The sequence below is a fragment of the Ruminococcus sp. AM43-6 genome (assembly GCF_003461785.1).
In the GTDB taxonomy this organism is placed as follows: domain Bacteria; phylum Bacillota; class Clostridia; order Oscillospirales; family Ruminococcaceae; genus Hominimerdicola; species Hominimerdicola aceti.
The window spans coordinates 252,923-266,828 of sequence record NZ_QTXU01000002.1 but is presented as its reverse complement, the minus strand read 5'-3'; the positions used below and the strand labels follow the sequence as shown (position 1 = coordinate 266,828).

Annotated in this window: 12 protein-coding genes; 2 read left to right on the top strand and 10 right to left on the bottom strand. The window is 42.4% G+C overall.

All coding sequences use genetic code 11. The features are described 5' to 3' along the window. Positions 1 to 69 precede the first annotated feature (69 nt). Positions 70 to 594 (bottom strand): hypothetical protein, encoded by a 525-nt coding sequence (locus tag DW938_RS02930; RefSeq protein WP_118123821.1) that lies wholly within the window; start codon positions 592 to 594, stop codon positions 70 to 72. A gap of 196 nt (positions 595 to 790) precedes the next feature. Continuing rightward, positions 791 to 3,199 (bottom strand): glycosyl hydrolase family 65 protein, encoded by a 2,409-nt coding sequence (locus tag DW938_RS02925; RefSeq protein ID WP_046439168.1) that lies wholly within the window; start codon positions 3,197 to 3,199, stop codon positions 791 to 793. Between the two features lie 343 nt (positions 3,200 to 3,542). On the opposite strand from DW938_RS02925, the gene DW938_RS02920 reads away from it, so the two are divergent. Both DW938_RS02920 and DW938_RS02915 read left to right on the top strand, forming a co-directional pair. Then, the gene (locus tag DW938_RS02920; protein WP_117896600.1) at positions 3,543 to 4,568 is read left to right on the top strand and encodes a hypothetical protein; all 1,026 of its coding nucleotides are present in this window, start codon (positions 3,543 to 3,545) and stop codon (positions 4,566 to 4,568) included. A gap of 16 nt (positions 4,569 to 4,584) precedes the next feature. Then, positions 4,585 to 5,145 (top strand): hypothetical protein, encoded by a 561-nt coding sequence (locus DW938_RS02915; protein WP_118123820.1) that lies wholly within the window; start codon positions 4,585 to 4,587, stop codon positions 5,143 to 5,145. A 55-nt stretch (positions 5,146 to 5,200) separates the two neighbouring features. Here the strand turns inward: DW938_RS02915 and DW938_RS02910 are convergent, their stop codons facing one another. The 8 genes from DW938_RS02910 to ribF all read right to left on the bottom strand — a co-directional run bounded on the left by DW938_RS02910 (position 5,201) and on the right by ribF (position 13,887). After that, positions 5,201 to 5,482, bottom strand: coding sequence for a hypothetical protein (locus DW938_RS02910; protein ID WP_038670225.1), 282 nt, complete (start codon positions 5,480 to 5,482; stop codon positions 5,201 to 5,203). Between the two features lie 234 nt (positions 5,483 to 5,716). Beyond that, positions 5,717 to 7,222, bottom strand: a complete 1,506-nt coding sequence (locus DW938_RS02905) for a DUF4340 domain-containing protein (protein ID WP_118123819.1) — start codon at positions 7,220 to 7,222, stop codon at positions 5,717 to 5,719. Between the two features lie 19 nt (positions 7,223 to 7,241). Then, entirely contained in the window at positions 7,242 to 8,966 is a 1,725-nt protein-coding gene (locus DW938_RS02900) for a GldG family protein (RefSeq protein ID WP_118123818.1), read from the bottom strand. A 15-nt stretch (positions 8,967 to 8,981) separates the two neighbouring features. Continuing rightward, positions 8,982 to 9,686 (bottom strand): ABC transporter permease subunit, encoded by a 705-nt coding sequence (locus DW938_RS02895; protein ID WP_038670220.1) that lies wholly within the window; start codon positions 9,684 to 9,686, stop codon positions 8,982 to 8,984. Next, entirely contained in the window at positions 9,686 to 10,663 is a 978-nt protein-coding gene (locus DW938_RS02890) for an ATP-binding cassette domain-containing protein (RefSeq protein WP_022287264.1), read from the bottom strand. Before DW938_RS02890 ends, DW938_RS02895 begins: the two co-directional genes overlap by 1 nt. Positions 10,664 to 10,945: 282 nt before the next feature. After that, positions 10,946 to 12,394: a glutamate--tRNA ligase gene (gltX, locus tag DW938_RS02885; protein ID WP_022287263.1), complete on the bottom strand. Its 1,449-nt coding sequence runs from the start codon at positions 12,392 to 12,394 to the stop codon at positions 10,946 to 10,948. Between the two features lie 27 nt (positions 12,395 to 12,421). After that, positions 12,422 to 12,961: a transposase gene (locus DW938_RS02880; RefSeq protein ID WP_118123817.1), complete on the bottom strand. Its 540-nt coding sequence runs from the start codon at positions 12,959 to 12,961 to the stop codon at positions 12,422 to 12,424. Beyond that, entirely contained in the window at positions 12,958 to 13,887 is a 930-nt protein-coding gene (gene ribF, locus DW938_RS02875) for a riboflavin biosynthesis protein RibF (RefSeq protein WP_022287261.1), read from the bottom strand. Before ribF ends, DW938_RS02880 begins: the two co-directional genes overlap by 4 nt. Positions 13,888 to 13,906 lie beyond the last annotated feature (19 nt).

Here is a 13,906-nt window from a genome sequence, read left to right as displayed (position 1 = left end):
TAACTTATTGATCCCCTTAATAAGACTTCTCCCGACAGGTTTTCCGACTGTCGGGAGTTTTTTTGCATATTAGTTTTCTTTTTGTTCTGTGATAATATCCGAAAGCTTATTTATCAGATCTTCAGGCACGTTGTAGTAACACTTATTTATCTTCACATTATACGCATCTGCCGTTGTTTGTCTGACAATTATGCTATATTCTTTACCGTCTGATACTTTCCACTGAGCAGTACCCTTTGAAAGCATTCCATTTTTTGCTGTATTTTTATCGACCGCATAGCTTAAACTTTCGTTGAGGAGCTGGCTAAATTCTGTTATAGCCGTTTCATCTGTTATATCCCAGTTTTTTCCCTTTGCATATGGGTCGCCATACTCGGCAGACACGCCAAAGCCATTTATATTGCTGAAATCAAGTTCTGTGATACTATCATTGTCCACCGAAGCTTCACTTTCCTCAGTGCTTTCACTGAGCACAACAGAGCTGTTTGCAGGCGTTGGGGCGGCACTGCTTTCTGTGGTATTTCCGCAGGCTGTCATTAGAGCTATTCCTGACAAGGTGAAAATAAATAATATTTTATATTTCGTTTTGTTCATAATATCTCCTCCTGTAATAATTATACTCGAATTGGATAATTATTTCAATTGGTGAATTTAACATATTACTTGTTTATGTTTTGTACAATTTACTAAATAAATCTAAATATTATTAAAAATCGTCAAAAAAATCGGCAGCAGGCACATGATAGCGTCTGCTGCCGATAGTTTTATATTGTTTTAAGCATTAAAGCAATTATCCAAGAACAACAACGATGTTTGTCTGCTCTGTCATCTTGCACTCGCACACGAAGTTGCCTTCAACTGCTTCACCGTTGACTGTCATAGACTTTACGCCGCTCTGAACGTGGTCTGGGTTCTGGATATCAATAGAAAGGTGCTTGCCACGGAAGTTCTTTTCGATCTTGAAGCCGTCCCATGTGTGTGGGATAGATGGGCTTATTACAAGTCCCTCTGCGTTTGGTCTCATACCGCAGATACCCTCTACGCAGCCTACCATTACTGTTGAGCCTGTACCTGTCAGCCAATGAACGTGTGAACGTCCTGCATATGGTGAACGTGTTGACTCTGTAAACTGACCGTGAACGTATGGCTCAAGTATTCTTACTTCTGCCTTATCGTTCATGTTAGCAGGTGAAGACTCGAGGAAGTACTCGAATGCTCTGTCACCGTGACCGAGAAGTGACTCTGCAAGGATAGCCCAGCCCTGTGTCTGCGAGAAGATACCACCGTTCTCCTTTGTATCAGGGTTGAAGATGTGCATGAGAGCACCGTCAAAGTAATGATCTACATAAGGTGGCTCCATGATCTTTACGCCAAATGGAGTATTGAGTATCTCGTGTACCTTTTCCATAGCAGTTTCAGCCTGCTTCTCAGAAGCGAAGCCTGAGATAACTGACCAAGACTGTGGGTTGAGCCACATTGAAGCCTCTGGATCCTTCTTAGCGCCAACGATCTCGCCGTTCTCTCTGTAGCCTCTGATGAATCTATCCTCGTCCCAGCAAGCTTCAAGGCTCTTGCCAAGTTCAGGCTGTACCTTGTCGATATATGAAGCGTACTCATTATCGCCTCTGTCAAGTGCATAGCCCTTGATGATGCTCATTGCATAGTAGAGCTGGAATGCAACGAATGTTGACTCGCCCTTCTTGCCAAGTCTGAGGCAGTCATTCCAGTCAGCATAAAGACCTGCTGGCATTGTATGAGCGCCAAGTCTTTCCATTGAGAAGTTGATAGCTCTCTTAAGATGCTCGTAAACTGTATCCTCGCCGCCGTTTGCGTATACGATGACCTCATCGAGGAACGCCTTGTTTCCGCTCTCACCGATATACTTATTAACTGTTGGGAAGAGCCAGAGAGCGTCGTCTGCTCTATAGCATGGGTGGCCTGTTTCCTTAGCGTAGATAGAGTTCTCATCGTTCTCGTCCGGGCAAGTTTCGTGGCCTGCCTTGTGGTCGAACTTAACAAGTGGAAGTCCGCCGCCGTTATCTACCTGTGCAGAGATCATAAATCTGATCTTTTCAGCAGCAAGCTCAGGGTTGATATGGATAATACCCTGAATATCCTGAACTGTATCTCTATAGCCATAGCCGTTCCTCAGACCGCAATAGATGAATGATGCGGCTCTTGACCAGATGAATGTGATGAAGCACTGATAAGCGTTCCATACGTTTACCATGTTATTGAACTCGTCAGAAGGAGTTTCGATCTGGAAGTTATTGAGCTGACCATGCCAGTAAGCGATAAGCTCCTTTACCTCAGCGTCTACCTTGCCAGGCTCGTTATATGCAGCGAGTATCTCGTCTGCTACCTTAGGATTCTTCTGACCAACGACATAGATGATCTCCTTTGTCTCGCCAGGAGCAAGGATAATGTCAGACTGGAGAGCGCCGCAAGCGTTTGAGTTATAGTTGAGCTTGTTATCGCAGAAGCCTCTTTCAACTGCAACAGGGTTGCCGTATGTTCTGTAAGAGCCGATAAAGCTGTCCAGATTACCGTTATAAGCGGAAACAGGAGCGCCAACTACGCCGAAAAATCTTTCTCTCCAGTTAGAGCCGTTCTCGTCCTTACCGCTGTTCTCATTGATGTGCTGAACGATCTTATTGCCCTCAAAGCTTGTTCTTGTGATGAACAGTGTATACTGGAGGTTTACCTGATCCTGCTCGTAGTTGTTCTCATTTGTGAACTCTACAAAGCCGAATGTTGAAAGGTTTCTGTATCTGTCAGAGTTATTTGTGATCTTAGTTCTCCATACCTCATATGTTTTGTTCAGAGGAACATAGTATGTAAGCTCGGAGTGGATATCTGCATAGTCAGACTTGATAGTTGTATAAGCTGTACCGTGGTGGCACTCTGTCTTATACTGGTCGAGAGGCTTGCCTACAGGCTGCCATGTGCATGACCAATAATCCTTGGCGTCGTTATCTCTGATATAGATATATCTGCCAGGAAGACCGATATTTGAATTGAAACGGTAACGGATTATTCTTCCGTTAGCACCGCTCTTTACAAAGCTGTATCCGCCGCCGTTGTTGGATACGATAGCACCGTACTCTGGTGAGCCGAGATAGTTAGCCCAAGGTGCAGGTGTGTCAGGTCTTGTGATGACGTATTCCTTGTGTTCAAGGTCAAAATAACCATACTGCATATTTTTTATACGCTCCTTTTCAATATTTTAAAGTTGTAAACGTTTCACCAAAATGGCGTAAACGTTTCCCTCATAGATCCCGTCATTATTCATAACGCTTATATTATTTTAGCATACTTCCGATAGCTTTACAAGGGGGTAAAGCCAAAAAAATGGGCGTATTTTCAAAAAACTTTTTCGGGATTGTTGACTTTTGAAACTTAAACGATTGAAAATCGTCATGCTTTTTGTCGTTGTTCAAGTCGCACTAATAACTGATATTTATTTGTATATATTGGATATTGACAGTGATACTTAAATATGGTATATTGTGTATATAATAAATTATAGGAGGTTTACCATTATGAACATTAAAGGAAGAGTTTTAGCTATGGTTTCTGCTTGTGTTGTGATTTTCTCACAAAGTTCAATCGCAACGTTTGCTCTTGATAACCAGGAGGTTCTTACATTACCAACTTCTGTTTCAGATTTAACCAGCGCTGAAAACATGGGACAAGTGGTTAAAATTCACAACTTACATGGAGCAGATGAAGGAACCATTGCTTTCTGCGCTGAAATGGAGTCGGGATATGTGATATATGATTTGTCAGGAAATACAATAGAGTATAGTCCTACATCATCATCTCCATATAGCGACTTACAAGGCGATTTATATTATGCTGGTCCACTTGAATACTTGACTAAAACAAGCACTGATTACAAAAATTTGCGAACAGGTGAGATTTTAACAGACGAGCAATTCAACGAAGTTACTGAGAGTTTTACTAATGAGAGCATAAAACTTTCATCAACTAATTTTATAAGTTCAAGTGCTTCCAGGGCTAATTCAGGATTGCACACAACGGTTTCAAAAGTATCTGGAACACCTAGAAAACTGAACTACAACACATCTAATCAATGTGGGGCGTTAGCAGCTGTTATCAACTTATGCTATATTGATGACTACAAAGACAACAATTGTTTGAGCGATTCTTATTCTAATAATCCCAGAAGTCTTTTCAACACCCTTAACAATTATATTCCGAGAGAAACAAGCCGAAATGGAATAATAAATGGACTTAGTAACGCAAAAAAGGATAAAATATGTAGTTTTACTTCATCGCCTGATGCTTACTATGGCGGTGATTCATGGGGATTTTGTTTTTACAGGATACTCACGTCAAATTCTCCAACCATATTACTTATTATAAAGCATCCGAATTATGGCGGAAAAAATGATAAAAATCATTGGGTACTAACATATGGCATTGTTCAATGCTTCGATAATAATAATAAATTAGTTGATAAATATTTTATTGTTAACGATGGGTATGGAAAAAATGATATACGGATTCATTACACATATCAGGACGACTGTGTTTACATTTAAGGGTAGGTGACAAAACATGAAAAAGACAGTTTATTTGGTTTTAGCGCTCTCACTGCTTCTTTGCTCATGCTCACAGACAACAGACAATGATAACAAAAGCAAGGTCAATGACAGCAGTACAGTTGTGACAACAGCTTCTACAACAATGACAACTACCACAACTTCATCATCAAAGGTTGATGAAAATGCTGAAATTTCGGCATATTATATTCATCACTGGTATGGAGAAGAACCATATGAGATAACAGACAAGGACACTATCGACAAAATAACTGCGTGGATAGAGAACGCTAAATCGGTATGCAAGGATTATCCTTACATTGACGGCTTAGAATACGGTGGCGCAGACTCTTATGGAATCTCTCTCGAAAAGGATGAATCAAGTGATGCGTATGAGAGCATTTGTGTTATCGATGTTTCACAGTATTCGTGGGACACCTCAGGCGGTATGCACTCTGAAAGTAAAATATGCAATTTTAGCATAAAAGATGATACAGGCGAATTTCAGGATTACAATTTGCCAAAGGAAATGATAGATGAAATAATGCCCCTTATAACAAGACCGAACGTTGAATAACACATACAAAACCGGCGTGTATCTTCGTGATACACGCCGTTTGTTTTTTGATGTATTATGATACCTTGAGCCATGCGCAGGCAAAATCAAGTGCTTCATAGAGGCTTGATTTCTCTGCCACCTTAACTATCTGCTTATTCGGAGGCAGTGTGCTGTCTGTTGCAACTTTTCTTATTCTTACCTTATTTGCAACGTCGATACCGCCGACCTTTTCTGTAGAAAGTATTTCTATCATGACTACGAACTCGTCATACATATTTCCAAAATAGATATTATTTCCTTTTCTCACCAGTGGAACGCCCTTATAGGTGAAAAAAGCTTTCTTTTCTTCTGCCATTTATCTCTCCGCCTTTCTCATAATATATTTCTCTTTTTGTTTACTATTTTATTATACCATACTTTTCACATAATTAAAAGAGCTTTTGACAACTTTTTTTGCGCAGGTTTTCAGCCTTGCTTTATGTGGGATACATATTGTATCACATATTCTTTGCGAAAGCTGTCGAAACATGACCGTAGGGGCGAACTCTGTTTACCCGTCAGATCATATGCTTAGCATGGGATATGCGTTTTAGTAGTTTTCGTCCACAGCCTCGCCTTTAAGAAGTCTGTCCATATTTGCAACGAACGTATCTACCCAAGTTGACTGTATTCTGAATGAGGTTTCACCGTTTAGCTTGACCACAGAACGTCTTGAAGAATCCTTATAAAGCTCCATAACGTCCTTTTTGCCGTCCTTGCGGTCGAATGTTATAGTCAGATAGCTTTCGCCCTCAGGGTCTGTGAAGTAAATCTCATTTGTCGGGCAACCCATAAGATACTGATAGAAGGTCTTGAAGTTGTCAACGTCAAGCTCCTTGCCGTCTGTTGTGACCTTTGTTACCTGTGCGGTAGTTTTGCCGTCAGAATCAGTATCAGCACTTGTGCCTGAGCTTTCTACCTCATAAACGGTCTTTTTACCATTATAGACTACTTCAACGTCTTTAAGGTCAACAAGGTAATTTGAAGTCATAAGGCTTGTTATAACGTCCTCTGCTTTGATCGTTGCCCATGGGAGGTTATCGGCTGAAACGAGGTATATAGCGTCAACGCCCTTTACGCCCTCAAAGTAGCAATAATATGCAGACACTGTATCTGTTGTTTCACTGCTGTCGCCTGCGGTAGCATAGACAGGGTCGCCTATTTTAAGGGTATAGTCATAGCCGTCTCCCGAGAGTCTTACTGTTGCGAACGGGTCGGAAAGTCCATGCTCCTTCATTGCAGTTTCATCAGGTGCGATGACCTCACAGCTCTGTGCTGTAAGTCCCCACATACCATGGGTAGTTGCTGAAGAATTTGTGATGTTCAGGTATGAGAAGATAGGCTCTGTCATTACCTGACCTGAAAGTCCCTCTATTTCGTTCGGGTTATTTTCAAACGCCATTTCATAGTCCAGATCTTTTCTTGTAACTGTTTCCTTGCCATAGTCAGGCCAATCGTCGTCAGACGGCTTTGTGAGCAAAGTGAGGTTCGCATATGCGGTCACCGGATCTGTATAGTATGAAAGCTTTGTTCCCATTACCATATAGACGGTCTTTTCATCGTCAAGGCTCACATAGCTGTATCTTTCGTTGCTTGGTGAAACAGAGCCTACATGAAGGGTAGTGGCAGTGCCGTCGCTGTATTCAACTGTGAGATCTGCTGTGGGCTTATCAAGACCGTATTTTGACATATCCTCAACGTTTTCTTCAACGAGCTTTTTCGCCTTGAAGCCGTCAAGATTCGATATCATGGAAGCTTCTGCGGTGGTATTGGCATTGAGAGTGCCAAGCTCAGGTATGCTCCATGTGGATTTGCCTGACTCGGACTTATTAACGGAATACTCGCCATGTTCGTTTGAAACCTTTACGCTTGTTATATCGTCGCTTGACTTTGTAAGGATAACAACGCTCTCGTCCTGACTTGAAACTGCCGCTGTTGACGATGAGCTGGAGTCTGCGTCTGATTTGCCTGAGGTGGAGTTGAGAAACGCCATTACTCCCACCAGACAAGCGGCTGTGACTCCGCAGATAATGATACCCTGCAATTTACCATTCATTTGTGATTACCTCTGTGTTTTACTTATTCTTTCTTCTTGCCCAGATAACGATACCCACTATAAGAACTACAACAGGTACGCCAAGGCAGAATGTCCATTTAAGAACTGTTTTCTGCTGCTGAGTGATGTCGAAAACATTGCCTGTGATAGTTTTTGGTGTGATAGTGATACCTGCGGTCTTTCCGGTAAGACCGTTTATAACGCTTATGAAATACTCGCTGTTCTGATACTGTGAATACTGCAAGTAGGTATCAGACAGCATACCCTCTGAACCTACTGCGATAACATTGCTATAGAGAGTTTTGTTATCGTCTGTAAATTTTGCCTTTGAGCCGACAGCCATATAATTCTGCTGACCCTTTACCAGAGCGTCGCCTATATTCACCTGACCTGTAGTCTGTGATATATCAACATTTGCGGTATAGGCAGAATCTGAGGACTTGAGGTAGGCGTCTGTAGACACCATATCCTGCTCGTCAAAGAGTGTGTTTACAGGACGGCAGAGTGCTGAAAGGATAGCCGGGTTCTCTGTAGAAACGTCCTGAGTGAAGTTATCGGAAACTGTGGAAGCTACTGTTATGCAAGGCGAGTTATAATACTTGCCTGAGTCGCTTTCGCAGATAACGCCCTTGCCGACAGAAAGTCCATACTCTGACAGGAACTCATCAAGATTAGGGGTGTCCTCCTGACCATAAGAAGCGATATAGAGAAGCTGTTTGCCAAGATTTCCGCCATTATTGAGGAAGTCGCTGACCTTTTTGATATCCTCCTCCAGATAGTCAGTCTTAGGAGCAGGGATAACCACAACGTCTGTATCGGCAGGGATATCCTCGGAGGTTATATCCACTGTGTTCACGTTATAGCCGTTAGCTGTAAGAAGCGTCTGGAAATATGTGAGCTGTGTAAGCTCGCTTCTGCCTGTGAGGACAGTAACATAGACAGGGTTAGGGTCTGTTACTGTCATAAGTGCAGAAGTGAAAGCCTGCTCTGCGTTTGAGGACTCAACATAGCTGCCGTAATAGGACAGGAATGAAAGGTCGCCGCCTGCCTGCTGAGCAAGGGTATCTATGCTGTAGCCTGATTGTGACAGCTTCTGCTCGAACTCGTCTGTGAATGTAAGAAGGTCGAGCATACCGAGCTTTCTTGTTCGGCTTATCTCTTTGCCGTCAACCTTTGTTTTTGTTTCAAATATCATATCGAACTGGCTGATAGTATCGGTATACTCCTTAACGATCTCAGGGTGTGAGTCGATATCAACGAAACGATATGTGATATGGTGATTGAGCTTACAATAGTTTTTCAAAAGCTCAACAGCCTGCTTATTATAAGAGCTGTAATTTGTATAAGTATTCTCGTCTGCGAAGATAGTTACCTGAACGTCTACGTTCACTTTCTTTACATAATCCTCTGTATCGTTTGAAACTGAATATATCTTATTTGTAGTCAGGTCGATAGTGATAGGATATCTGTCAAAGAGCATTGTTGTGACAACGTTCACGAGAACAAGCAGAGCGACAAAAACGCAGGTGAACACTGTTGCCATTGTTCCATGCTTGAGCTTTTTGGCATTGAACTTTTTGCCGTCCTTTGTCTTTTTCTCTTTTTTATCTTTCTTTTTGTCTTTATCTTTTTTATCCTTTTCTGTATCCTTTGGAGCGGTCTTTGCTGCCTTTTCGTCTGCTACAACGTCTTTAAGCAGGTCTGCTCCTGATACAGAGATCTTTTCGTTATTATTCTCTTCCATTTAAACAGCCCTCCTTTAGCCCCAGCGGCGTTTTTCAAGCACTCTCACCGTGAGGAAAAGAAATGCCACTATTGCACTCAGAAAGAACACAACGTTAGAAAAATCAAAAAGTCCATAGGTGAATGAATAATATCTCTCGCCGAATGACACCTTTTCGCACACTGTTGTGAGCCATTCAAAAGGCAGAAGATTGCCTATAGTTGACAGGAACGACACGAAGATAAGTGCGATAAAGCTTATTACTGCGGCAACTATCTGGTTTTCTGTGAAAGATGAGCAGAAGATACCGATAGCGATATAAGCGCCGCCAACAAGTGCCAGAGCGACGATATTGCCCACAACGACGTTCCAGTCAGGCGTACCGAAAGCGGATACGATAACTGCGAAAACGCCTGTGATAGCGATAGCTATGATATAGATAAGAAAAGCGGCAAGGAATTTACCTACAACTATGCTGCCAAGGCCCACAGGGGCGGTGAGCAGACACTGGTCTGTTTTTGTTCGCTTTTCCTCGGATATGGTCCTCATGGTGAGGACAGGTATAAGCACTATTATGATTATAAGAAGCGCACTGAAAACGGAATCAAGTCTTGTATAGCCGCTTTCAAGGCTGTAGTTTGCAAACATTACGCCTGAATAGGCATAGAATGCTGCAAGGAAAATATAACCGATAGGTGAGGTAAAATAGCTTCTTACCTCTCGTCTGAATATTGCGCCCATTAGTCATTTCCCTCCTTATCGGAAGTATTTTCAAGGGCAGGCAAAGCCTCGCCCATTGTGAGCTTGAGGAATATATCTTCAAGTGAAAGCTCGGAGGTCTTAAGTTCAAGCATATACCAGCCGTTTTTAACAACTGTTTCAAAGACGTCACGTCTGATATCCACGCCCTCTTTTGCCTCTATTCTTATATCGTTCACGCCGTCTTTATGGCTTGCGTCGCAGATGACTTTTTCAACGCCCTTTATGCCCTGCATTGCTCTGACGATCTTATCCTTATCGCCCTGTATCTTTGCAGTGAGCTTATGCTCGCCTGAGAGCTTCTGTGAGAGGTGTTCCTCTGTATCGTTTGCGACGACCTTGCCCTCGTTGATGACGATTATCTTATCGCAGACAGCCTGCACCTCAGAAAGGATATGGGAAGAAAGGATAACGGTATGATTTTTGCCGAGCTTTCTTATAAGAGTTCTTATCTCGATTATCTGCTTAGGGTCAAGACCTACTGTAGGCTCGTCCAAAATAAGAACCTTTGGGTTGCCGATAAGAGCCTGAGCAAGACCTACTCTCTGTCTATAACCTTTTGACAGGTTCTTGATTATTCTGTTATAAACATGGTCTATCTTTACAAGTCCGCATATATCTTTAAGATGCGACACCTTTGGAAGCTTACACTTTTTAAGGTCATAGACAAAATAGAGATATTCTTTTACGGTCATATCCATATAAAGGGGCGGAAGCTCAGGGAGATAGCCTATCTGCTTTTTAGCCTTGATAGGGTCTTCAAGGATATCTACGCCGTCTATAAGGGCTTTGCCGTCTGTACAGGATATGTAGCCTGTAAGGATATTCATAGTGGTGGATTTTCCCGCTCCGTTAGGACCGAGGAAGCCGAGAACTTCGCCGTCCTCCGCTTTGAAAGAGATATTATCGACAGCTTTTTTGTCGCCGTATCTCTTGGTAAGGTTTATAACCTCTATCATTTTATTTCCTCCTCTTAGGAAAAGCATTCATAAGTCTTTACAATTTTATAATACTTATGTGACAGGGGAGTGATAGCTGTACGAAATACAGAGCATTTTAAGTAAATTTAAAGTAGCAAATACTCAAAATGCTCCGTTGTTGAATTATTTATCTGTCTAAAAGCGATGTATCTATGTAATTTGTAGGGGAGCGGTGCAATTTCTGCGTTGCAGAGATCCGACATCCCACTTGTTTGGAAATTATTTCGCCCCTACACTTGTTCAACATTTTCGTAATTTTTATTATGACAGCTTCTCAATGCCCTTTCTTATTCTTGCAAGAGTATCCTCCTTGCCAATGAGATATGATATCTCAACGCCGCCGCCCGGAGTGAACGCCTTACCTGAAACTGCAACTCTAAGAGGCCACAGAACGATACCGTTCTTTACGCCAAGCTTGCCGATAAGGTCAAAGAGTGCGTCATGGATATTTTCCTCTGTCCAATCCTCAACGCCCTCGAGAACAGGGAGAACTTCTTTGAGAGATTCCAGAGAATTTTCAGGGTTCGTTTTCATTTTCTTATGTGTATAGAGAGCTATATCATACTCAGGGAGAGCGTCGATAAAGTCTACCATTTCAGGTATCTCTGTGAAAAGCTCTGTTCTTGCCTGCAAGAGCTTTGCGATCTCGTTAAGGTCAACGTCCTCTCTATGAACGGACTGCTTGATATAAGGGATAGCATACTCAGCAAACTTCTCAGGGGTCATAGCCTTTATATACTTGCCGTTGATAGCTTTAAGCTTAGCAGGGTCAAAGATAGCAGGGGACTTTGAAAGTCCGTGGATATCGAATTCCTTAACAAGCTCTTCAAGTGAGAATATCTCGTTCTCGCCCTTTGGCGCCCAGCCAAGCAGAGCGATATAGTTTATAACGGCTTCTTTAAGATAGCCCTTTTTCATAAGATCCTCGTAAGATGCGTCGCCGTCTCTCTTTGAAAGCTTATGCTGTTTATCTTTCATGATATGCTCAACATGGATATAGGTTGGTATCTCCCAGCCGAAAGCCTTATAGAGCAGGTTATACTTAGGTGCAGACGCAAGGTACTCGTTACCTCTTACAACGTGGGTGATACCCATAAGGTGGTCGTCAACGACGTTTGCAAAGTTATAGGTAGGCATACCGTCTGTCTTTATAAGTATCTGGTCGTCGAGAGTAGAGCAGTCAACAGTGATATCGCCGTAAAGCTCGTCATGGAAAGTAACTTCGCCCTCTGTAGGTATTTTCTGTCTGATAACATAAGGAACACCTGCGTCAAGCTTTTCCTTTATCTCTTCAGGTGAGAGGTTGCGGCAATGTCTGTCATACATTGGAGCGATACCGCTTGCTTCCTGAATGGCTCTTACTTCCTCAAGTCTTTCCTTGTCGCAGAAGCAATAATAAGCCTCGCCCTTTTCAACGAGTTCCTCGGCATATTTCTTGAACATACCCATTCTCTGTGACTGGATATAAGGACCTACAGGTCCGCCGATATCAGGGCCTTCGTCCCAATTAAGACCAACGTCTTTAAGTGTCTTATAGATGACCTCAACTGCGCCGTCAACATAACGCTCCTGGTCTGTATCCTCGATACGGAGAATAAAGTCTCCTCCGTTCTGCTTTGCAATAAGATAGGTAAAGAGTGCTGTTCTCAGGTTACCTATGTGCATATAACCTGTTGGTGAAGGTGCAAATCTTGTTCTTACCTTGTTCATTTATATCTTCCTTTCAAAATTAGAGTCTTATTTCATATCCTGCTCATCAAATGCAATTTTTACATATTTCGCAGGATTATTTGCAATATACTGCCTTATTTCTGCGTGTTGCTTTCTGTTTTTGATTATCGTATCATAAAAAGATTTTTGCCATATGGAATAACCTAGTTCTTTTGTGACAGCCTCTTTGAAATGTTTTATGACCCTTGAAAGTGTCGGTGTTTCACTTGTAGGGGTGGACAGTGTTCGCCCGTTTTTCGGCTGTTTTTCAATTTTGATTATAATATGCACATGGTCAGACATGATACAAGACATCTCTACAAAAACGTCGGGATAGTGCTCAGATATCTCTGTGAGTTTTCTCTTTACAAGTTTTCCTGTAACAGAAAGTTTTGGGTGCAGAATTTCATTTGCAGTCAGCGGGCGAACACTGTTCGCCCCTACATTCTCCCACAGGACTTGGTATTTTTCAGTAACACATATCGTCACAAAATACAAGCCGTTCGCAGAATAATCATAACCCTCAAGACGTATTTTCTTTCGTCTTGGCAAATCTTCACTTGTCATATTTTATTTTCCTCAAAATATCTGACCGCCTGCTCTTTGTTTTTTGCTATCTCTTCACGGAGGCTGTCAAAGCTGTCAAACATTTTTTCGGGGCGGAGAAATTCATGCAGTTCAAGTTTTAGCTTTCTGCCGTAAAGATCCCCATGATAATCCATGATGAAAGTTTCCGCAAGGGGAGCTGTTTCAACATGGACGGTAGGCTTTACGCCTATATTTGTCACGCCTGCATACTTATTTCCGTCTATTTCAACAGCGGAGCAATAAACGCCGAATTTCGGCATTACCCTGCCCTTTGGTATCTGCTGATTTATCGTGGGGAAATCCCACGTTCTGCCACGTTGAAAGCCGTGTTCCACTTCAAGGCAGAATCCAAAATGATAACCCAGCATTTCATTTGCTTTGGCTATCTCGCCCTCACGGACGCATCGTCTTATCTCAGTGGAGCTTATGACCTCACCGCCCATGAGCAGTGGACTTACTATTTCCACATCTATATCATATTTTTCACCGAGCCTTTTAAGGTCAACAGCCTTGCCCTGTGCGCCTTTGCCGAATGTAAAATCGTTTCCGCACACTGCGCCGCTGCAATTGAGCCTTTCTTTCAGCACCTTTTTCACAAAATCCTCCGGTGACATTCCTTTGAACTCTGCAAAATCAGGTGAGAAAAGCACCTCGACCCCAAGCTCTGCCATTTTTTTATGCTTTTCCTCGTCGCTCATAAGCATTTCTATCCTGCCGTCATGACCTTTTGAGGTCACTGTGTCGGTCTTGAAACAGAAAACTGCCGAATGTCCGTCAAGGCTCTGAGCCTTTTTCACAGCCGTTGTTATTATGAGCTGATGTCCTCTGTGGACTCCGTCAAAAAGTCCAAGAGCGCAAACTGTCCTTTTTTCGGGGATAAACCCGCTGTTTGTTATATCCGTCAAAATATCCCTCCGAATAAAA

Bases quoted from the DNA above. Each gene is read 5' to 3' on its own strand.
- DW938_RS02930 (WP_118123821.1), bottom strand. From the start codon at position 594: ATGAACAAAACGAAATATAAAATATTATTTATTTTCACCTTGTCAGGA.
- DW938_RS02925 (WP_046439168.1), bottom strand. From the start codon at position 3,199: ATGCAGTATGGTTATTTTGACCTTGAACACAAGGAATACGTCATCACA.
- DW938_RS02920 (WP_117896600.1), top strand. From the start codon at position 3,543: ATGAACATTAAAGGAAGAGTTTTAGCTATGGTTTCTGCTTGTGTTGTG.
- DW938_RS02915 (WP_118123820.1), top strand. From the start codon at position 4,585: ATGAAAAAGACAGTTTATTTGGTTTTAGCGCTCTCACTGCTTCTTTGC.
- DW938_RS02910 (WP_038670225.1), bottom strand. From the start codon at position 5,482: ATGGCAGAAGAAAAGAAAGCTTTTTTCACCTATAAGGGCGTTCCACTG.
- DW938_RS02905 (WP_118123819.1), bottom strand. From the start codon at position 7,222: ATGAATGGTAAATTGCAGGGTATCATTATCTGCGGAGTCACAGCCGCT.
- DW938_RS02900 (WP_118123818.1), bottom strand. From the start codon at position 8,966: ATGGAAGAGAATAATAACGAAAAGATCTCTGTATCAGGAGCAGACCTG.
- DW938_RS02895 (WP_038670220.1), bottom strand. From the start codon at position 9,686: ATGGGCGCAATATTCAGACGAGAGGTAAGAAGCTATTTTACCTCACCT.
- DW938_RS02890 (WP_022287264.1), bottom strand. From the start codon at position 10,663: ATGATAGAGGTTATAAACCTTACCAAGAGATACGGCGACAAAAAAGCT.
- gltX (WP_022287263.1), bottom strand. From the start codon at position 12,394: ATGAACAAGGTAAGAACAAGATTTGCACCTTCACCAACAGGTTATATG.
- DW938_RS02880 (WP_118123817.1), bottom strand. From the start codon at position 12,961: ATGACAAGTGAAGATTTGCCAAGACGAAAGAAAATACGTCTTGAGGGT.